The organism is Streptomyces sp. NPDC102514 (assembly GCF_055584525.1).
This window is the reverse complement of sequence record NZ_JBVJLW010000024.1, coordinates 84,356-103,368: the sequence shown is the minus strand read 5'-3', so window position 1 is coordinate 103,368 and position 19,013 is coordinate 84,356. Positions and strand designations below refer to the sequence as shown.

The window sequence follows — 19,013 nt, the reverse complement described above, 5'->3', positions numbered from 1 at the left end:
GGACCCTAGACAAGTCCCATCGTTGCAGGTCAGGAGCACTCTCCGCTTATTTGATCAAGCCTCGGACGTCCCACCTCGTGAAAGCGCGAGGCTAGTAAGCCCGGGGTAAGCACCGAATCTTGGCCGAAAATGATGGCATCGCAGGTCAGCTGAGTGCTACCGTCCGGCCCGGCTTGACCCGACTGTCCGACGACCTGTCCTCCGGCCGGTGGCACCAGCGCCATGCCGACCTGCTCGACCGCGAACCACTCGATGTCGGCCACCGGCTTCTCGTAGCCGACCTGTAGAACCAGGCGAATCGTCTGACTGCACGCTCAAGGCTGGACGGACGTGTCCGCAGGCGTGACAGGTGGGAAACGATCACCTTCGAGTTGGGAAGCGATCTCCACAAGGCCTGGATGCCGCAGGCCACCCCTACTCGTGAACACCCTACCGCAGCTCAGAACCCCCGCCGGGGAGATCCGGCGGGGGTTCTTTGGTGTTCCGTGGTGGGTCGGGGGTGCGCGGCGGTCCCGGGGGCGGGGGATGGCTCGGGTCGGGTGGGGTCAGTAGATGATGACCCTCCAGCGCTCCACCCAGCGCAGCCACGCGCCGCCCGTGCCGCTCGTGCCGCGGACCTGGATGCGGTCCGTTCGGACCTGGCAGACCGTGCCGTAGAGCGTGACGTCCGGGAGGTCCACTCTGACGATGTCGTAGACGTCCACGTCGGTCTCCACCGGGCGGGACCACGTGTGCGCGCAGCGGTCGCAGGTGTAGCCGACCACCTCGCGTCCCCCGGCGGACGTGGGGCTGCCCCGGCGGACCGCCTCCACGGAGCATCGGGGGCACGGGTCGGCGGTGCGCTCGCCCGTCACCTGCGACATACGGCTCCTCACAGTCGCTTCGCGTAGCAGCGGCTGTCCTCGTGGAAGCGGTAGTGGCCGAACTTGACGCAGGGCTCGTAGCCGCTGGACGCGTACAGGGCGATGGCCTCGGGCTGCTTGTTGCCGGTCTCCAGGACCATGCGGGTGCGGCCCGCCGCCCGCGCGTCCGCCTCCAGGGCGCCGAGGATGCGGCGGGCGAGGCCGTTGCCGCGGGCCTCCCCGATCACGAACATGCGCTTCAGCTCGGCGTCGCCGTCCGAGTAGCCCTCGTCGTTCTCGTCCTGGGTGCGCCAGCCGCCGGTGGCCACGGGCCGGTCCCCGGCGTCGTACGCGATCAGATAGAGGCCGAGCGGCGGCTCGAACATCGACGGGTCGAGCGGGGTGGCATCGCCCTCGTCCCCGTAGCGCACGGCGTACTCGGCCTGCACCTCGTCGTTGAGCTTGACGGCGTCGGGGTGGTCGAAGGAGACCCGGCGTATATCCATGCTGAGTATCGTACTTCTATGCAGTAGGGGGGAGTGGTGGGGTGCGCTGTGCTCGTCCAGTGTGCCGGTATCGTGCCGGGGTGCTCACTGTGACCTCTGTGAATGTGAACGGGCTCCGGGCCGCCGCCAAGAAGGGCTTCGTGGAGTGGCTGGCGGAGACCTCCGCCGACGTGCTGTGCCTCCAGGAGGTACGGGCCGAGCCCGAGCAGCTCCCCGAGGGCGTACGGCAGCCCGACGGCTGGCACGTCGTGCACGCGCCCGCCGCCGCGAAGGGGCGGGCCGGCGTCTCCCTCTACACGCGCCGCGAGCCCGACCGCGTCCAGGTCGGCTTCGGATCGGACGAGTTCGACGGCAGCGGGCGCTATGTCGAGGCCGACCTGCCCGGCGTCACCGTCGCCAGCCTGTACCTGCCCTCCGGTGAGGTCGGGACCGAGCGGCAGGACGAGAAGATCCGGTTCATGGACGAGTTCCTCGCCCATCTGAAGGGGCTGCGCGTGCGGGCCGCCGCCGAGGGGCGCGAGGTCGTCGTGTGCGGCGACTGGAACATCGCCCACCGGCCGGCCGACCTCAAGAACTGGCGGGCCAACCAGAAGAACTCCGGCTTCCTGCCGGAGGAGCGGGAGTGGCTGGGCAAGGTCTTCGCCGAGGCGGAGGGCGAGGCGAAGGCCGAGGGTGGGGACGGCGGCGGCGACAGTGGCGGTGACGGGGCCGGGTACGTGGATGTCGTCCGCGCGCTGCACCCGGACGTCGACGGGCCGTACTCGTGGTGGTCCTACCGCGGGCGGGCCTTCGACAACGACTCGGGATGGCGGATCGACTACCAGGTCTCCACGCCCGGACTCGCGGCCCGGGCCGTCAAGGCCTTCGTGGAGCGGGCGGCCACCCATGAGGAGCGCTGGTCCGACCACGCGCCGGTGACCGTCGTCTATGAGCGATGACAGTGATCCGCGGCCGGTGACCGTCGTCCCCGGCCGCTGACCCTCGTTCGTGGTCGGTGACTGGCCGGACCCGTTCCCAGGGTTCACGGCCGCTTCTGCAGGCGCCGGTCCAGTGCCATCGACAGTTCCGCCTCCACCACGCTCTTCGCCAGCGGGCGCAGGCGCTGGAGGTCCTCCGGGGTGCGGTCCTCGGTGAGGACCAGGTCGGTGAACAACTCCGCCAGGGCGTCGGCGTGTTCGCGTACGCGGCGGGCGGCCGCGAGGATGTCCGCGAGCGGGATGCCCTCGCGGACGAGCGCCGCCGAGGTGTCCAGCAGCCGGCGGCTGATGTGGACGATGTCCGTGCCGTCGGTGGCGAGGTAGCCGAGGTCCAGGGACGCGGCGAGGTTCTCCGAGGTGGCCTGGCCCGCGAAGACGTCGGCCAGTTCCTCGGGGGAGAGGCGGACCGGGGTCTCCTCGGTGGGTACGCCGAGCCCCAGCAGTTCGCCCACGTCACGGCCGTGGTCGAACGCCTCGGCCAGTTCCGCGATGCCGTTGAGGGTGTGGCCGCGCTCCAGGAGGGCGGCGATCGTACGCAGCCGGGCGAGGTGGTCCTCGTCGTACCAGGCGATGCGGCCCTCGCGGCGCGGTGGCGGGATCAGCTTCCGCTCACGGTAGAAGCGCAGGGTGCGCACGGTGATGCCGGCCTGCTGGGCCAGCTCCTCCATTCGGTACTCCCGCTTGTCCACCACATCGGCACCCTATGTCGTACCGCCGGTACCCGCGGCGGAGCCACTGATGTCAACGTCCTGCGTGCAACCCCTACCCATGAGTACGGAGCTGCTCTAGTCTCCCCATTGCGCCAGTGTTCACTGGCGCGGTCGTACGGGGCAAGGACGCGGCATGGAGGCATCGGGATGACCGAGCACGAACATGTACGGGTGGCGGTGATCGGCTCCGGTTTCGGCGGGCTGGGAGCCGCCGTACGGTTGCGCCGCGAGGGCGTCACCGACTTCGTCGTCCTCGAACGGGCCGGCAGCGTGGGCGGTACCTGGCGCGACAACAGCTACCCCGGCTGCGCCTGCGACGTACCGTCCCACCTCTACTCGTTCTCCTTCGCGCCCAACCCCGACTGGCCGCGCACCTTCTCCGGGCAGGAGCACATCCGCGCCTATCTGGAACACGTCACCGACACCTTCGGACTGCGGCCGCATCTGCGCCTGAACTCCGAGGTCAAGCTCATGACCTGGGACATCGAGCGGCTGCGCTGGGTGATCGAGACCAGCAGCGGAACCCTCACCGCCGACCTCGTCGTGTCCGCCACCGGGCCGCTCTCCGACCCGAAGACGCCGGACGTCCCGGGGCTCGACACCTTCCCCGGCAAGGTCTTCCACTCGGCCCGCTGGGACCACGACTACGACCTGCGCGGCAAGCGGGTCGCGATGGTCGGCACCGGGGCCTCGGCCATCCAGATCGTGCCGGCGATCCAGCCCGAGGTCGCGAGACTCACCCTCTTCCAGCGCACCCCGCCCTGGGTGATGCCCCGCATGGACCGGGCCGTCACCGGCGCCGAGCGGCTGCTGCACCGGACGCTGCCCGTCACGGCCCGGCTGCGGCGCGGACTCCTGTGGGGCATCCGGGAGTTGCAGGTCCAGGCGTTCACGAAGCGTCCGAACGAGCTGGGACTGGTCGAGCAGATCGCCAGGCGGAACATGTTCCGGGCCGTCAAGGACCCGGGACTGCGAGCCAAGCTGACCCCGTCGTACCGCATCGGCTGCAAGCGCATCCTGCTGTCCAGCACGTACTACCCGGCCCTCGCGAAGCCCAATGTGGACGTCGTCGCGAGCGGACTGCGCGAGGTCCGCGGCTCCACCGTCGTCGCCGCCGACGGCAGCGAGGCCGAGGTCGACGCGATCGTCTTCGGTACAGGATTCCATGTCACCGACATGCCCATCGCCGACCGGGTCGTCGGCGCGGAGGGCAGGACGCTCGCCGAGGCGTGGTCGGCGTCCGGCATGAGGTCGCTGCGGGGCGCGACCGCCGCCGGGTTCCCCAACTGGATGACGATCATCGGCCCCAACACGGGCCTCGGGAACTCCAGCATGATCCTGATGATCGAGTCCCAGCTGAACTACATGGCCGACTACGTACGGCAGTTGGACGTGCTCGGCGGCCGGGCCGCCCTCGACGCACGCCCCGGCGCGGTCGACGCCTGGAACGACCGCGTCCAGCGACGCATGGAACGTACGGTCTGGTCCACCGGCGGCTGCAACAGCTGGTACCTCGACGAGAACGGCGTCAACACGACCGTCTGGCCGGGCACGACCACGGAGTTCCGCGGGGCGACCAGGCGTGTGGACCTGGCGGAGTACGACCTGATCCGCCCACCGGCGCCCACACCCGAACCCGAATGTGTACCGGCATCGGCCGCGCAGTCCGCGACACCGGCCGCCCGTACCAAGAAGAAGGCCGAGGCAGAAGCATGAGCCGACTGACGCGCGAGGCCTCCGGCCCCTACGCGCCGCCCGTCCCCGCGCGCGAACTGACGGCGGTCTCCGCCGACGGGGCACGGCTGCACGTCGAGGTGCACGGAGCCGTCGACGACCCGGCCGCCCCCGCGGTGGTGCTCGCCCACGGCTGGACGTGCTCGACCGCCTTCTGGGCGGCGCAGATACAGGAACTCGCCGCCGACCACCGGGTGATCGTCTACGACCAGCGCGGGCACGGGCGCAGTCCCGCCAGCCCCGCCTGCAGCACGGACGGGCTCGCCGACGACCTGGAGGCGGTGCTCGCGGCCACCCTCGCGCCGGGCGAGAAGGCCGTTCTCGTCGGGCACTCCATGGGCGGGATGACGCTCATCGCCGCGTCCGAACGGGCCGGGTTCCGGGAGCACGCCGCCGCCGTACTCCTGTGCAGCACGGGCAGTTCACGGCTCGTCGCCGAGTCGCTGGTGCTGCCGATGCGGGCCGGACGGTCGCGTACCTGGCTGACCAAGCAGATCCTCGGATCGCGGGCGCCGCTCGGACCGGTCACGCCGCTCGCCCGGCGGATCCTCAAGTACGGGACCATGGGCCCCGGTTCGGCGCCGGCCATGGTCGACGCGTGCGCACGGATCGTGCACGCGTGTCCCCGGCAGGTGCGCCACTCCTGGTCGAAGGTGCTCGACCTGCTCGATCTCGACCACGCGGTACGGGAGTTGCACGTCCCCACCGAGGTCGTCGTGGGTACGGCGGACCGGCTGACGCCCGCCGTGCACGCCCGCTCCCTGGTCGCCGCGCTGCCGCACTGCGTCGGCTCCACCGAACTGCCCGGCATCGGGCACATGACTCCCATCGAGGCACCCGACCTGGTCACCACCCGGATCCGGGCACTCGTCGCCACATACGCAGTGATCAAGGAGGGCGCATGAGCAGGGTCGGTCTTCAAGGACAGGTCGCCGTCGTCACGGGGGCCGCGCGGGGTGTCGGGGAACTCCTCGCCCGCAAGCTCTCCGCCCGCGGCGCCACCGTCGCGCTCGTCGGCCTCGAACCCGAGGAACTGAAGGGCGTCTCCGAGCGGCTGCACGGCGAGAGCGGGTACTGGCACGCCGACGTCACCGACCACGAGGCCATGGCCGAGGTCGCGCGCGAGGTGAAGGCGCGGTTCGGGAAGGTCGACATCGTCGTCGCCAACGCCGGGGTCGCCAACGGCGGCCCGTTCGTCGACTCCGACCCGGTCGCCTGGCGGCGGGTCATCGAGGTGAACCTCATCGGGTCGGCCGTCACCGCCCGCGCCTTCCTGCCCGTCCTCCAGGAGAGCCGCGGCTACCTGCTCCAGATCGCCTCGCTCGCCGCGATCACGCCCGCGCCGATGATGACCGCGTACACGGCGTCCAAGTCGGGCGTCGAGGCGTTCGCACACAGCCTGCGGGCCGAAGTCGGCTACCAGGGCGTACGCGTCGGGGTCGGATACCTCTCCTGGACCGACACCGACATGGTGCGCGGGGCCGACCAGGACGACGTCATGCGGGAGTTGCGCCAGCGGCTGCCGTGGCCCGCCAACAAGACGTACCCGCTGGGGCCGGCCGTCGACCGGATCGTGGCCGGGATCGAGCGAAGGTCCAGCCACGTGTACGGGCAGTGGTGGCTGCGCGGGATGCAGGGGGTACGGGGATACCTCCCGGCGCTCATCGGAACGGTAGGGCAGCGGGAGATGCGGCGGTTCGCACCACGGCTGGGGAGTGTCGGGACGGGGCTCGTCGGTGCGGGCGGGGAGGCGGACGAGACAGGTCGGAACACGGTGCGTCACCGACCGTGACTGACCGAAATGCGTGTGATGTCCGTGCGTGTCACTCTGGTCGAGGCCCAACCCCCTCACCCAAAACGGGAGTGAACCTCATGGCCATGAAGGACCAGTTCCAGGACAAGGCCGAAGAACTTCAGCGCAACGCGAAGCAGAAGCTCGGCGAGCGTCGTGACCAGGCCGGCGAGCGTGGGCAGCAGATGCCCGAGCGTGAGCGGCCCGCCGAGCGTGAGCGTCCGGACCGTGAGCGTCCGGAGCGGCGTGCGCCCGAAGGTGCGCGGGAGCGGCGCGACGAGTTCGACGTCTGAGACGTCCGACTCGGCTGAACGCTCAGCCTTCGGCCTTGGCCGGAATTGACGTGGGGTGCCCTCTTCTCTGGGGCGCCCCACGTTTTTCGTCGCCCGCGGCCGGGTGGGGCCTGACCGCGCAGTTCCCCGCGCCCCCAAAGGCGAAAGGACTGCGCCGTTCCCCGCGCCCCTGAGGGGGCCGAGGTGCAGGCGCCCCGTCAGGGGCGCGGGGAACGGCGCGGCCAGCCACGACGCACCCGCAGACCGCAGCGAATCGGCCAGTTCCCACCGGGCCCCGTAAGGGGCGCGGGGGAATGCGCGGCGCGCCCCCACCCACCCGCAGGTTGAAGCGGATCGGGCAGCGTCCCCGCCGGGGGTCAGGGCCGGGGCGGTAGCCGGGGGCGGGACCGGTCGGGGAGGGTCGTGTACGGGGGTGGTGTGGACGCCGGGTGCAGGGCCAGGAGGTCCAGGGACAGCCGGACCGCGTCATCCAGCTGCGCATGCCGCCCCTCCGCCCAGTCCAGCGGCGTACGCAGCACCTCCAGATCAGGACAGACCCCGTGGTTCTCCACGGCCCACCCGTACGCGTCGAACCACGCCGCGTTCATCGGAACCGTGATGACCGACCCGTCCCCCAGCTCGTGGCGCCCGGTCATCCCGACCACCCCGCCCCACGTGCGCAGCCCCACCACCGGCCCCAGTTTCAGCAGTTTGAAGGCCGCCGTGATCATGTCCCCGTCCGAGGAGGTCATCTCGTCGGCGAGGGCGACCACGGGCCCGCGCGGGGCGTTGGACGTGTACGACACCGGCTGCGCGTTACGGGTCAGGTCCCAGCCCATGATCGTACGGGTGAGCTTCTCGATGACCAGCTCGCTGATGTGGCCGCCCGCGTTGCCGCGTACGTCGACGATGAGCGCGGGCCGCGACACCTCCATGCGCAGATCGCGGTTGAACTGGGCCCAGCCCGAGCCGCCCATGTCGGGGATGTGCAGGTAGCCGCACCGGCCGCCGCTCAACTCCCGTACCACGGCACGCCGTTTGGCCACCCAGTCCTGGTAGCGCAGGGGCCGCTCGTCGACGAGGGGGACCACCGCCACCCGACGCGAACACCCCACAACCCCCGTACCCTCCGTACCTCCCGCGCCCCCAGAGCCCTCCGCCGGAGCGAACGTCAGCTCCACCGTCGTACCGCCCGCCCCCGCGAGCAGCGGGAACGGACCGGTGACCGGGTCCACCGGCCGCCCGTCCACATGCGTCAGCCGCGCCCCCTCGCGGATGCCCGTACCGGCCAGCGGGGAACGCGCCTTGGAGTCGGAGGAGTCGCCGGGCAGGATGCGTTTCAGCACCCAATTGCCGTCCCTGCAAGCAAAGTTGGCGCCCAGCAGGCCCTGGGGTCGCTGATAGTGCGGCGGCCCCTCGTTGCGGCGCGCGGCGACCACGTACGCGTGCGAGGTGCCCAGTTCGCCCAGTACCTCGCGGAGCAGGTCCGCGAACTCGTCGGGTGACGCGACCCGTTCGACCAGCGGGCGGTACTGGTCCAGCACGCCCGGCCAGTCGATGCCGCACATGCCGGGTTCCCAGAAGTACGCGTGGATGAGGCGGCCCGCCTCGGCGTACGCCTGGCGCCACTCCGCGGCAGGGTCGGCCTCGTGCAGGATGCGGCGCAGATCGATCCAGACGGTCGAGTCGCCGTCGCCCGGCTCGGTGGACGGGACGGCCCGCAGTTCTCCCTCGTCGACCACGACGAGCCGGCTGCCGTCACCGCTGGGCGCGAACCAGTCGAGATGGTCGACGAGTTCGGACTTCTTCGCCTTGGAGAGGTTGAAGTGCTCCAGGGTCGGCCGGCCGCTGGTGTCGTCCGGGTTCGCGAACGTCTCGCCGAGCGCCCCCGAGATCGGCCAGCGCAGCCAGACGAGTCCGCCGCCCGCGACCGGGTACAGCGCCGAGTACTTGGAGGCCGTGACCGGGAACGGTGTCACCCGGCTCTCCAGCCCCTCGGTCTCGACGGTCACCGTGCCGGCCCCCGCGCTCCCGTCCCCACCCTCCTCCTCGTCCAGACCGCCGGCCGCCGGGCGGCCCTCGGGGGTCAGCGCGAACGGGGACGGGGTCGCCGAGGACAGCGGTACGAGGTACGGGCGGCAGCCCAGCGGGAAGGAGAGGTCGCCGGTGTGGACGTCGTACACCGGGTCGAAGCCGCGCCAGGAGAGGAAGGCGAGGAAGCGGCCGTCGCGGGTGAAGACCGGGTTCTCGTCCTCGAAGCGGCCGTTGGTGACGTCGACGACCGTGCGGGCGCCGGGCCCGTCGATCCGCGCCAGTTTGATCTGGCGGAGCGTGCGGCCGATACCTGGGTGCGACCAGGTCAGCCAGGTCCCGTCGGGGGAGAAGGCGAGGTCGCGCACGGGCCCGTTGACGGACCGGACGAGCTCCAGGACCACCCCCTCGCCCCCCTCGTCTCCTGCACCCGCCTCGTCTCCCTCGTTCACGGTGAGCAGCAGCAGCCGCCCGTCGTGCGAGGCGATCGCGAGCCGTTCGCCCTTCGGGTCGGAGACGAGTTCCAGGACGCGGCCCAGTTTCCCGGCGGCCAGCCGTCGGGGTTCGCGTGCGCCCGTCGCGCGGGGCAGATACGCGATCTCGACGGCGTCCTCGCCCTCCGCGTCGGTCACGTACGCCACCTGCCCGCCGGAACCGAGCATCTCCGGCAGCCGGACGCGGACGCCGGGGGTGTCGGCGATGGTGCGGGCCGGGCCGTCGCGGTGCGTGAGCCAGTACAGGCTGCCGCGGACGACGACCGCGCCGGCCCGGCCCGTCTCGTCCACGGAGATCCCGTCGACGTGCTGGGCGGCCGGCACCTGGTAGGGGCGGCGGCCCGCGCGGGGCCCGCCGAGCCGGACGTCGAGGCGGCGGGGCCGGGCGTCCGCGGCCAGGTCGTCGACGATCCACACCTCGCCCGCGCACTGGTAGACGACCCGGGTGCCGTCGCTGGACGCGTGCCGGGCGTAGAAGGCGTCGTGGTCGGTGTGGCGCCGCAGGCCGGAGCCGTCGTGCAGGCACGAGTACAGATTGCCGACGCCCTCGTGGTCGGAGAGGAAGGCGATCCGGTCGCCGACGAACATCGGCGAGTCCAGATGTCCGTCGAGGTCGGCGAGGAGGCGCTGCCCGTGCAGCCAGAGCCGGCCGGTGGCGCCGCCGCGGTAGCGCTTCCAGGCGGCGGGCTCGTGCGGGGGCGTACCGGTGAGGAGCAGTGTCCTGCGCTCGCCGTCGATGTCCGCGACCGCGATGTCGGAGACCGGGCCCCACGGGAGTTTGCGGCCGGGGCCGCCGTCGACCGGCACGCTGTAGGCCCACGTGAAGTAGGAGAAGGGCTCGCCGTGCGAGGCGACGGCGAGGATCTCGCAGGTGCCCTCGGCGTCGGGGGGCGACCAGCCGCAGACCTGGGTGTCGGCGTTGCCCCAGTAGGTGAGCCGCCGGGCCGGGCCGCCGTCGACCGGGGCCAGCTGGATCTCCGGCACGAGACTGCGCCAGGTCGTGTACGCGAGGTGCCGCCCGTCGGGGGAGAAGCGCGGGTGGCTCACCTTGGTCCGGTCGACGGTCACGCGCCAGGCACGGCCGGGCCCGTCGAGGGGGGCCACCCAGAGATCGTCCTCGGCGACGAAGCAGAGCTGGTCCCCGCTGAGATGCGGGAACCGCAGATAGGAGGGGGAGGAGGAGCCGCTGCCTTCCCCGGCTCCGGCCCCCGCCCCTGCTCCGGCCCTCGCCCCGGCCGCGTCCTCAACCCCGTACCCGTACCCGTACCTGTTCCCGTTCCCGTCCCCGTGCCTGTATCCGTGCTCGTCCCCGGTCCCGGTCCCGTTCTCGCTCTCGTCGCTCACCCACCCATGCTTTTCCGGTGGGCGGGGCCCGGCAACTCGTGGTTCCCGACGGACGCGTGACCCACCACACGTACGAAACGGTTTCGTTTCGTTGACGCGCAGGGTATCTTCAGAGGAGTACGAGACAGTTTCGTTCGAGCGGAAGCGGTGAATGGGATGGCTGAGACAGCAACGACGCGTCGCAGCCGGCTCACGCCCGAGCGCGAGGCCGAGCTGTACGAGGCCGTCCTCGAACTGCTCCGGGAGGTCGGTTACGACTCCCTGACCATGGACGCCGTGGCGACCCGCACCCGGTCCAGCAAGGCCACCCTCTACCGCCAGTGGGGCGGCAAGGCCGAACTGGTGGCCAGGTCGGTCCGGCACCACAAACCGGTCGGCATCGCCAGCGTGGACACCGGTTCCCTGCGGGGCGACCTCCACGCGATGATCACCCGCCAGGACGACTGCGAGATGGAACAGAACTCCTCCCTCATGCGCGCCCTGGGGACGGCGGTCCACTCGAACCCCGATCTGCTGGCCGCCCTGCGGGAGTGGCTGGTCGAGCCGGAACTGGACGAGATGCGCCAGGTGGTGCAGCGAGCCGTCGACCGCGGCGAGGTCCGCGCGGACAACCCCGCGATCGACTTCCTGCTGCACATGATCATCGGCTCCTTCGCGGCCCGGACGATCATCGACAACGAGCCACCGACGCAGAGTTTCCTCTCCTCGTACATCGACGCAGTGGTCATCCCCGCCCTCGTCGCCTGACCCCACCTCCTCCGAGAACTCCGAGGACCTCGGAGAACCGGCACCGCACCACCCCGCCCTACCCCACCCTTTCCTTCCCTCCCCTCTCCTTCTCCTCATGCACCTGACGCGACCGCTCACGTCGTCGGGCCGATGATCCCTGCCCTGATGCCGGCGCCGATGCCAGCCATCACCCTCCGCGCCGCGGCGCATCACCGAGCCGCATCACCGACCTGCATCACCGACCTGATCGGGAGTACGCCCCCGTGGCAACGTTCCTCTACAAACTCGGCCGGCTCGCCTTCAGGCGACGGCACTTCGTCGTCCTCATATGGGTGGCCCTGCTGACGCTCGCGGGTGTCGGAGCGGCCTCCGCGCCCGCCGCGGGCACGACCTCCTTCTCCATCCCCGGCACCGAGGCTCAGAAGGCCTTCGACCTGCTGGAGCAGCGTTTCCCCGGCGCCAGCGCCGACGGAGCGACCGGGCGCATCGTCTTCAAGGCGCCCGAGGGACAGAAGATGACGGACGCCGACAACAAGGCGACCGTCGCGAAGACCGTCAAGGCGCTGGGCGACGGCTCCGAGGTCGTCTCCGTCACCGACCCGTTCACGACGAACGCCGTGAGCAAGGACGGGACGGTCGCCTACACCTCGGTGCGCTACGACGCCCCCGGGATGGAACTCGCGGACTCGACCAGGGACGCCCTTGAGGCGGCCGGGGAGTCGGCCCGGGACACCGGTCTGACCGTCGACGTCGGCGGCGACGCGCTGGAGGCCGGGGCGGAGATGGGCGCGACCGGCGAGATCATCGGCCTCGCGCTCGCCGCGGTCGTCCTCGTCGTCACCCTGGGTTCGCTGGTCGCGGCCGGACTGCCGTTGCTGACGGCGATCATCGGCGTCGGCATCGGTGTCTCCACCATCACCGCGCTCGCCAACGCGCTCGACCTCGGCGACACCACCTCGACGCTCGCGCTGATGATCGGCCTCGCGGTCGGTATCGACTACGCGCTGTTCATCGTCTCCCGCTACCGGGCGGAACTGGCCGAGGGCCGCGACCGCGAGGAGGCGGCGGGCCGCGCCACCGGTACCGCCGGCTCGGCGGTCGTCTTCGCGGGGCTCACGGTGGTCATCGCCCTGGCGGGCCTCGCGGTCGTCAACGTCCCGATGCTCACCAAGATGGGCCTCGCCGCGGCGGGCACGGTCGTGGTCGCCGTCCTCATCGCGCTGACCATGATCCCCGCGATGCTCGGTTACGCGGGCGGCAAGATCCGCCCGGCGAACGAGAAGCGCAAGAACACGAACAAGGTCAAGGGCACCGGCACCGGTACTTCGGGGAAGCCGGCCAGGCCCAACATGGGCACCCGCTGGGCGAGCTTCGTCATCCGCCGCCCGGCAGCCGTGCTGCTGCTCGGCGTGGTCGGCCTCGGCGTGATCGCCGTACCGGCCACCCAACTGGAACTGGGCCTGCCCGACGACGGCTCGCAGCCGACGTCCACGACGCAGCGCCGGGCGTACGACCTGCTGTCGGAGGGCTTCGGCCCCGGCTTCAACGGTCCCCTGATGATCGTGGTCGACGCCAAGGAAGCCGCCGACCCGACGGCCGCCTTCACCGCCGTGACGGACGGCATCAAGGGCCTCAAGGACGTCGTGACGGTCACCCCGGCGACCCCCAACAAGGCGGGCGACACCGCGACGATCACGGTGATCCCGGACTCCAAGCCGTCCTCGACGCAGACCGAGGACCTGGTCCACGCCATCCGCGGCCAGAGCGCCGACATCAAGGCGGACACGGACGCGGAGGTGCTGGTCACCGGCACCACGGCGATGAACATCGACTTCTCGCAGAAGCTCAACGACGCGCTGGTCCCGTACCTCGCCCTGGTGGTGGGCCTGGCCTTCCTCCTCCTGATCGTGGTCTTCCGCTCGATCCTGGTCCCGCTCAAGGCGGCGCTCGGCTTCCTGCTGAGCGTGCTCGCCGCGCTCGGCGCGGTGGTCGCGGTCTTCCAGTGGGGTTGGCTGGCCGGACTGATCGGCGTCGAGGAGACCGGCCCCATCATGTCGATGATGCCGATCTTCATGGTCGGTGTGGTCTTCGGCCTGGCGATGGACTACGAGGTCTTCCTCGTGACCCGCATGCGGGAGGCGTACGTGCACGGGGAGTCCCCGAGCCAGGCGGTCGTCACCGGCTTCCGGCACAGCGCCCGTGTCGTGGTCGCGGCGGCGATCATCATGATGGCGGTCTTCGGCGGCTTCATCGGCGCGAGCGACTCGATGATCAAGATGATCGGCTTCGGCCTCGCGATCGCCGTCTTCTTCGACGCGTTCGTGGTCCGCATGGCGATCGTCCCCGCGGTACTGGCCCTGCTCGGCAAGAAGGCCTGGTGGCTCCCGAAGTGGCTGGACCGCGCGCTGCCGAACGTCGACGTCGAGGGCGAGGGCCTGAAGGCGCTCGACACCACCCGCCCGACGACCACGCAGGACGAGGACCGGGAACTGGTGCGCGCCTGACAGGCGGCCACGCATACGTATCCACTCCACCATGACCAGCCGACGACGAGGTCGGCCATGACCAGCCGGTGAGGGGCCCGTGGGGACGGGAGCCCCTCACCGGCTTCCGTCTGCGCCCGCCCGCCCACCCGGACGGGAGCGGGGCGGACACACGCGAGGGGCCGTGCCGGTACGCCGTGGTCCGCCGCGTAGCCCTTCCGAACACAGCTCGCCGTGGCAGCAGAGTTCCGTATGCCCGGGGGCGGCGGACCGTGGTGTACCGGCACGGCCCCGCCCCACCCAGCCCACCACCGCCCCACCGACTAGCGTGCTCTTCATGACCGCCGCCGAAGAAGAACAGAACGCAGCCCACCCCCGTTTCGCCGAAGCCGTGCGGAAGTTGGGTCTCGACGACCTGCTCCCGCAGATCCGCCGCTTCCCGGAGGCGACCCGCACCGCCGCCGAGGCCGCCACGGCGCTGGGCTGCGAACTCAGCGAGATCTGCAAGTCGTTGATCTTCGCCGCGGACGGCGTCCCGGTCCTCGTCCTCATGGACGGCTCGTGCCGCGTGGACCTCGACCTCGTACAGCACGCACTGGGCGCCGAGAAGGTGACCCGGGCCAGGGCGGACCTCGTACGCGAGACGACCGGGTACGCGATCGGTGGCGTACCCCCCTTCGGACACCGCAGCAAGACCCGTGTCCTGGCGGACCGTTCACTGCTGGACCACGACATCGTGTGGGCCGCCGCGGGCACCCCGTACTCCGTGTTCCCGATGGCCCCGAGGACCCTGATCGACCACGCCGGCGGCACCCTCGTGGATGTCCGCGAGCAGTCCGCGTGACCCCGCTGGTCACCGCGGCCGTCCTGGTCGCGGCGGTCACGCACGCAGGCTGGAACGCGATAGCCCACCGGATCACCGACAAACTGGTCGGGTTCACGCTGATAGCGGGCGGGGGAGCGCTCATCGGGCTGGCCCTGGTGCCGTTCGTCCCGTTCCCCGCCGCGGAGGCCTGGCCGTACCTGATCGTCTCGGCGGTCATCCACGTCGCGTACTACGTCCTCCTCATGCGCTCCTTCCGGCTGGGCGACTTCGGCCAGGCGTACCCCATCGCGCGCGGCACCGCGCCCCTGGTGGTCACGCTGCTCGCCGCGCTCTTCGCCCACGAGGTGCCCGACGGCTGGGCCGCCGCGGGCATCGCCGTGTCGTGCGCGGGACTGACCGGGGTCGCGCTGTGGGGCCTGCGCGGGAAGCGGCCGAACTGGGCGGCGATCGTCGCGGCCCTCGCGACCGGCCTGACCATCGCGGCGTACACGGTCGTGGACGGCCTGGGCGTACGCGCCTCGGGCTCCTCCCTCGCCTACATCGCCTGGCTGATGGCGGTGGAGGGCGTGGCGGTACCGGCATACGCCCTCCACCGCTGGCGCGGCGAACTCCTCGCCGTACTCCGCCCGTTCGCCGGGGTGGGCCTCCTGGGCGCAGCCCTGTCCGTCGCCGCATACGCCCTGGTCCTCTGGGCCCAGACCCGAGCGGAACTGGCCCCGGTCGCGGCGTTGCGCGAATCGTCGATCATCGTCGGCGCGGCCATAGGAGCGGTCTTCTTCAAGGAACGCTTCGGAGCACCACGCATCGCGGCGGCTGGCCTGCTGGTGGTGGGCATAGGCCTGATGCTGCACGCGGGCTAGCCCCCAGGGGCGCGGGGAACTGCGCGACCGGCCCCCACCGACCCGACAGCCGACCGGTTCGAGGGCGAGGCCCGCTGAGGCGGACGGCAGGCGGCGTACGGGATACGCGACACGGGTCAGACGGCGGCGGCCAGCTCGCACCACACGTACTTCCCACTCCCGCCGTCGCCGGCGAGCGGCTGCCAGCCCCACTCGTCGGAACAGGCCCTGACCAGTGCGAGCCCTCTGCCTCCCTCAAGCAGGCCGTCGATCAAGTCCTCGACCTGGCAGAGGGATTGCGGTGGGCCGGGCGGCTCCGGGTCCGCGTCCCAGGCCCCGATCCGCAGCACGCCCGCCGCCCAGAGAACCCGCAGCGCGGCGGGTCCCTCCGTGTGCCGTACGGCATTGGAGACCAGCTCGGCCGCGAGCAGTTCGGCGACGTCGACGAGGCGGATGAGCCCGTGGACGGTCAGGATCAGCCGGAGGGTACGGCGGCTGACGGTGACGGCCCGGAGGTCGTTGGGGATGTGGAGCGAGTACTCCCAGGGCGCGTGGATCTCGATTTCGGGCATGCGTCAACTCCGGTTCGGTGGTGGGGTTTCGGGGGACTGCGGAGGGTCGCGGGCGGTGGGCATGCCTCAGCCGTCACGGCAGGACGGAGTGGTGCGCTTCCGGGGTCCCGGTGTGCCGCAGGGTGTGCGTCGCGTCACTGACGGTAGACCTAACTTTTTAAGTTCAGCAAGCCCGTCACGTAAACTGTCACCCGTACAGGGAGCGTCACGGCGTGCCGGGAGGATCAGCCGATGGTTTTGAGGCGTGCGCCAACGGCACGTCAGGGGCGCCTGGCGTCCGAACTCCGCCGGCTCCGTGAGGCGGCGGGACTCACTTCTCGGGAAGCGGCCGCACTGCTCGGAGTGAGTTCCGCTCAGATCAGCCAGATCGAAGCAGGGCTGACGGGTGTGAGCGGAAAGCGACTACGCCGACTCGCGGCCAACTACACCTGCTCGGACGACCACTTGATCGACGCCCTGGTGGCCATGGCGGCCGACCGGACTCACGGATGGTGGGAGGAGTACCGGGGCGTCCTGCCTTCCGCGTACTTGGACCTCGCCGAACTGGATCACCACGCCACTTTCCGCCATGACGTGGCAGTCACTCATGTCCCGGGGCTGTTCCAGACCGAGGACTACGCCCGGGCTCTCTTCGCCTACATGAACCCGGAGTTCCCCGACAGCGAGGTGGATCTTCGGGTGGCTCACCGGATGAAGCGAAGGGTCGTCATCGAGGGGGCGTCACCGATCCCGTACGAGACCGTGATCCACGAGGCGGCACTACGGATCAAGGTCGCCGGGAGGGCCGCCTTCCGGGGCCAGCTTGCCCGCATCGTGGAACTGTCCGAGGCGGAGCATGTCACCGTCCGCGTCATCCCCTTCGCACTGGACGATTTCGCCGGCGCGGGAAGTACTTTGGTGCACCTGGGCGCATCGCTTCCGCGTCTGGACACCGTGATCCGTGATGCTCCGCACGGCACAGCCTTCCTTGACTCCGAAGCGCAACTGGAACACTTTCGAACGCTCTTCCGTACGGTGAGAAGAGCAGCGCTATCTCCTGAGCAATCGCGCGATCTCATCCACCAGTTGACCAAGGAAGTCTGAGGACAGCATGGCCACCCCCAGCCACTGGAAGAAGTCGTCCCACTCCGGCGGAGGCGAGGGAAACGACTGCGTCGAGGTCGCCACCTCACCCACGCGAATATCCATCCGCGACTCGAAGGCCCCTGCCGAATCCGTCCTCAACTTCCCGACCGGCGCCTTCACGTCGTTCATCGAAGCCTTGAAGCCGGACTTTGCTCCGGCGACGACCTCGCGATGATCACCTCCGGCATCTGGAAGAAGTCACCCTTCTCCGGAGGCGGGCAGGGTGACGCGTGCGTCGAGGTGGCTCACCGCAGGACCTATCTAGCCGTCCGTGACTCGAAGGCCCCAGCCAGGGCCGCTCTCGCCTTCCCGGCCGAAGCTTTCGTCGCTTTCGTCGAGTCCTTGAAGAACCCGGGCGCGCCCGAGCACCGTAGGGAACCGTAGGTCCCATGACGGGCTGGCGGAAGTCGTCCTACTCAGGCCCTGGTGACGGCGACTCCTGCGTGGAGATATCGGACCGTGGGGCCCACATAGCCGTCCGTGACTCGAAGGCCCCGGCCCATGGAACCCTCACGTTTCCCTTGGGTGCCTTCACCCCGTTCGTCGAAGCCCTGAAACTCGACCCGCCTACGCCCGCAACACCCCCCGCACCGCCCGTACCAGCGCCTGTGCTCGCGGGTCCGCCGTGACCGTCTTGCGGAAGCCGTTCGTGACGTAGGCGAATGCCGTGGCCGAGTCGGGGTCGGCGAAGCCCAGGGAGCCGCCTCGGCCCGGGTGGCCGAAGGAACCGGGGGCCAGGAACGGGGACGCCGAGCCGTGCAGCATGTAGCCGAGGCCGAAGCTCGTGTTGATCACCAGGACGCGGTCCGGGCCCGCCGACTCCTGGGTGCGGGCCGCGGCCAGGGTCGATGGGGTGAACAGGCGTGTGCCGCCGTCCACTTCGCCGATCAGGGACGCGTAGAAGCGGGCCAGCCCGTCCGCCGTCGCGATGCCGTTCGTCGCGGGGAGCGCCGCCGCCCGGTACGCGGGGTCGTTCTGGTCCGGGAACGGGGTGATCGCGGCGAAGGCCCGCCGGGTGAGGGAGTCGGGGTCCTCGTAGGCCTCCACCACCGACTGTTTCGGGCGGGCCCGCAGGCCCCCGTCGCCGGCCGGAGTCTCTATGCGGCCCACCCTGCCGACCCGGGCCGCCTCCCGCTCCGGCAGCCCGACCCACAGGTCCGCGCCCACCGGGCCCGCGATCTCCCGCGCGATCCAGTCACCGATGCCGTCGCCGGTGACGCGCCGCAGCAGCTCGCCGGTCAGCCAGCCGTACGTCAGCGCGTGGTAGCCGTGGTCCGTGCCGGGCTCCCACACCGGGGCCTGCCGGGCGACCGCCTCGGCGCCCCGCAGCGGGTCCAGCGACTCCTCGGGGGTGAGCGGGTGGTCCAGGACCGGCAGTCCGGCCCGGTGCGAGAGCACGTGCCGGACCAGCACCCGCTCCTTGCCCGCCGCCTTGAACCCGGGCCAGTACTCGCCCACCGGCGCGTCCAGGTCGAGCAGACCCCGCTGGTGGAGGAGGAGAAGGGCCGCCGCCGCGACGCCCTTCGTCGCCGAGCGCACGATCTGCGCCGTGCCGTGCTGCCAGGGCTCACTGTCGTCGATGTGCTTCGTGCCGGCCCACAGGTCCACGACCTTGTGGCCGTCGCGGTACACCGCGACCGCCGCGCCCCGGTCCCCGAGCGTCTCGAAGTTCCGTACGAACGCCGCCTCGACCGGCTCGAAGCCCTCCGCCACTGAGCCGTTCACATCCACCACGTC

At 70.9% G+C, this 19,013-nt stretch carries 19 protein-coding genes; 13 read left to right on the top strand and 6 right to left on the bottom strand.

Annotation, left to right across the window (positions count from 1 at the left end):
- Positions 1-545 precede the first annotated feature (545 nt).
- Together ACZ60E_RS40870 and ACZ60E_RS40865 are read right to left on the bottom strand one after the other, a co-directional pair.
- Entirely contained in the window at positions 546-863 is a 318-nt protein-coding gene (locus ACZ60E_RS40870; RefSeq protein ID WP_469447226.1) for a hypothetical protein, read from the bottom strand.
- Between the two features lie 8 nt (positions 864-871).
- The gene (locus tag ACZ60E_RS40865; RefSeq protein ID WP_469447224.1) at positions 872-1,348 is read right to left on the bottom strand and encodes a GNAT family N-acetyltransferase; all 477 of its coding nucleotides are present in this window, start codon (positions 1,346-1,348) and stop codon (positions 872-874) included.
- A gap of 59 nt (positions 1,349-1,407) precedes the next feature.
- On the opposite strand from ACZ60E_RS40865, the gene ACZ60E_RS40860 reads away from it, so the two are divergent.
- Positions 1,408-2,286, top strand: coding sequence for an exodeoxyribonuclease III (locus tag ACZ60E_RS40860; protein ID WP_469447223.1), 879 nt, complete (start codon positions 1,408-1,410; stop codon positions 2,284-2,286).
- Between the two features lie 83 nt (positions 2,287-2,369).
- Here the strand turns inward: ACZ60E_RS40860 and ACZ60E_RS40855 are convergent, their stop codons facing one another.
- On the bottom strand, positions 2,370-2,993 hold the full coding sequence (locus ACZ60E_RS40855) for a MerR family transcriptional regulator (RefSeq protein ID WP_384811110.1): 624 nt from the start codon (positions 2,991-2,993) through the stop codon (positions 2,370-2,372).
- Between the two features lie 189 nt (positions 2,994-3,182).
- On the opposite strand from ACZ60E_RS40855, the gene ACZ60E_RS40850 reads away from it, so the two are divergent.
- The 4 genes from ACZ60E_RS40850 (at position 3,183) to ACZ60E_RS40835 (ending at position 6,854) form a co-directional block, all read left to right on the top strand.
- On the top strand, positions 3,183-4,751 hold the full coding sequence (locus ACZ60E_RS40850) for a flavin-containing monooxygenase (RefSeq protein WP_469447221.1): 1,569 nt from the start codon (positions 3,183-3,185) through the stop codon (positions 4,749-4,751).
- The gene (locus ACZ60E_RS40845; RefSeq protein WP_469447219.1) at positions 4,748-5,674 is read left to right on the top strand and encodes an alpha/beta fold hydrolase; all 927 of its coding nucleotides are present in this window, start codon (positions 4,748-4,750) and stop codon (positions 5,672-5,674) included. Before ACZ60E_RS40850 ends, ACZ60E_RS40845 begins: the two co-directional genes overlap by 4 nt.
- The gene (locus tag ACZ60E_RS40840) at positions 5,671-6,561 is read left to right on the top strand and encodes an SDR family oxidoreductase (RefSeq protein WP_384811010.1); all 891 of its coding nucleotides are present in this window, start codon (positions 5,671-5,673) and stop codon (positions 6,559-6,561) included. Before ACZ60E_RS40845 ends, ACZ60E_RS40840 begins: the two co-directional genes overlap by 4 nt.
- An 80-nt stretch (positions 6,562-6,641) precedes the next feature.
- Entirely contained in the window at positions 6,642-6,854 is a 213-nt protein-coding gene (locus ACZ60E_RS40835; RefSeq protein WP_384811013.1) for a hypothetical protein, read from the top strand.
- 356 nt (positions 6,855-7,210) lie between these two features.
- Here ACZ60E_RS40835 and ACZ60E_RS40830 read toward each other — a convergent pair whose 3' ends face one another.
- Positions 7,211-10,522, bottom strand: a complete 3,312-nt coding sequence (locus ACZ60E_RS40830; RefSeq protein ID WP_469447233.1) for a S41 family peptidase — start codon at positions 10,520-10,522, stop codon at positions 7,211-7,213.
- A 336-nt stretch (positions 10,523-10,858) separates the two neighbouring features.
- Here ACZ60E_RS40830 and ACZ60E_RS40825 point away from each other — a divergent pair, with 336 nt between their 5' ends.
- From ACZ60E_RS40825 to ACZ60E_RS40810, 4 genes are all read left to right on the top strand, one after another.
- Positions 10,859-11,449: a TetR/AcrR family transcriptional regulator gene (locus tag ACZ60E_RS40825; protein ID WP_384811016.1), complete on the top strand. Its 591-nt coding sequence runs from the start codon at positions 10,859-10,861 to the stop codon at positions 11,447-11,449.
- A gap of 245 nt (positions 11,450-11,694) precedes the next feature.
- Positions 11,695-13,935: an MMPL family transporter gene (locus ACZ60E_RS40820; protein WP_469447218.1), complete on the top strand. Its 2,241-nt coding sequence runs from the start codon at positions 11,695-11,697 to the stop codon at positions 13,933-13,935.
- A gap of 316 nt (positions 13,936-14,251) precedes the next feature.
- The gene (locus ACZ60E_RS40815) at positions 14,252-14,758 is read left to right on the top strand and encodes a YbaK/EbsC family protein (protein WP_469447216.1); all 507 of its coding nucleotides are present in this window, start codon (positions 14,252-14,254) and stop codon (positions 14,756-14,758) included.
- Positions 14,755-15,600: an EamA family transporter gene (locus ACZ60E_RS40810; protein WP_385835096.1), complete on the top strand. Its 846-nt coding sequence runs from the start codon at positions 14,755-14,757 to the stop codon at positions 15,598-15,600. Before ACZ60E_RS40815 ends, ACZ60E_RS40810 begins: the two co-directional genes overlap by 4 nt.
- A gap of 116 nt (positions 15,601-15,716) precedes the next feature.
- Here the strand turns inward: ACZ60E_RS40810 and ACZ60E_RS40805 are convergent, their stop codons facing one another.
- Positions 15,717-16,151, bottom strand: coding sequence for an ATP-binding protein (locus tag ACZ60E_RS40805; protein ID WP_469447214.1), 435 nt, complete (start codon positions 16,149-16,151; stop codon positions 15,717-15,719).
- A 231-nt stretch (positions 16,152-16,382) separates the two neighbouring features.
- On the opposite strand from ACZ60E_RS40805, the gene ACZ60E_RS40800 reads away from it, so the two are divergent.
- Genes ACZ60E_RS40800 through ACZ60E_RS40785 form a run of 4 tightly spaced genes read left to right on the top strand, consistent with a single transcriptional unit; the run spans position 16,383 to position 17,905 of the window.
- Positions 16,383-17,234 carry a helix-turn-helix domain-containing protein gene (locus ACZ60E_RS40800; RefSeq protein ID WP_469447213.1) on the top strand — a complete coding sequence of 284 codons (852 nt, stop codon included), beginning with the start codon at positions 16,383-16,385 and terminating at the stop codon, positions 17,232-17,234.
- A gap of 7 nt (positions 17,235-17,241) precedes the next feature.
- Positions 17,242-17,451: a DUF397 domain-containing protein gene (locus ACZ60E_RS40795; RefSeq protein WP_469447211.1), complete on the top strand. Its 210-nt coding sequence runs from the start codon at positions 17,242-17,244 to the stop codon at positions 17,449-17,451.
- The gene (locus ACZ60E_RS40790; protein WP_469447210.1) at positions 17,448-17,660 is read left to right on the top strand and encodes a DUF397 domain-containing protein; all 213 of its coding nucleotides are present in this window, start codon (positions 17,448-17,450) and stop codon (positions 17,658-17,660) included. Before ACZ60E_RS40795 ends, ACZ60E_RS40790 begins: the two co-directional genes overlap by 4 nt.
- Positions 17,661-17,665: 5 nt before the next feature.
- Positions 17,666-17,905, top strand: a complete 240-nt coding sequence (locus tag ACZ60E_RS40785) for a DUF397 domain-containing protein (RefSeq protein WP_469447208.1) — start codon at positions 17,666-17,668, stop codon at positions 17,903-17,905.
- On the opposite strand, the gene ACZ60E_RS40780 is transcribed toward ACZ60E_RS40785, so the two are convergent.
- On the bottom strand, positions 17,844-19,007 hold the full coding sequence (locus ACZ60E_RS40780) for a serine hydrolase domain-containing protein (RefSeq protein WP_469447231.1): 1,164 nt from the start codon (positions 19,005-19,007) through the stop codon (positions 17,844-17,846). The genes ACZ60E_RS40785 and ACZ60E_RS40780 overlap by 62 nt on opposite strands.
- Positions 19,008-19,013: the final 6 nt, after the last annotated feature.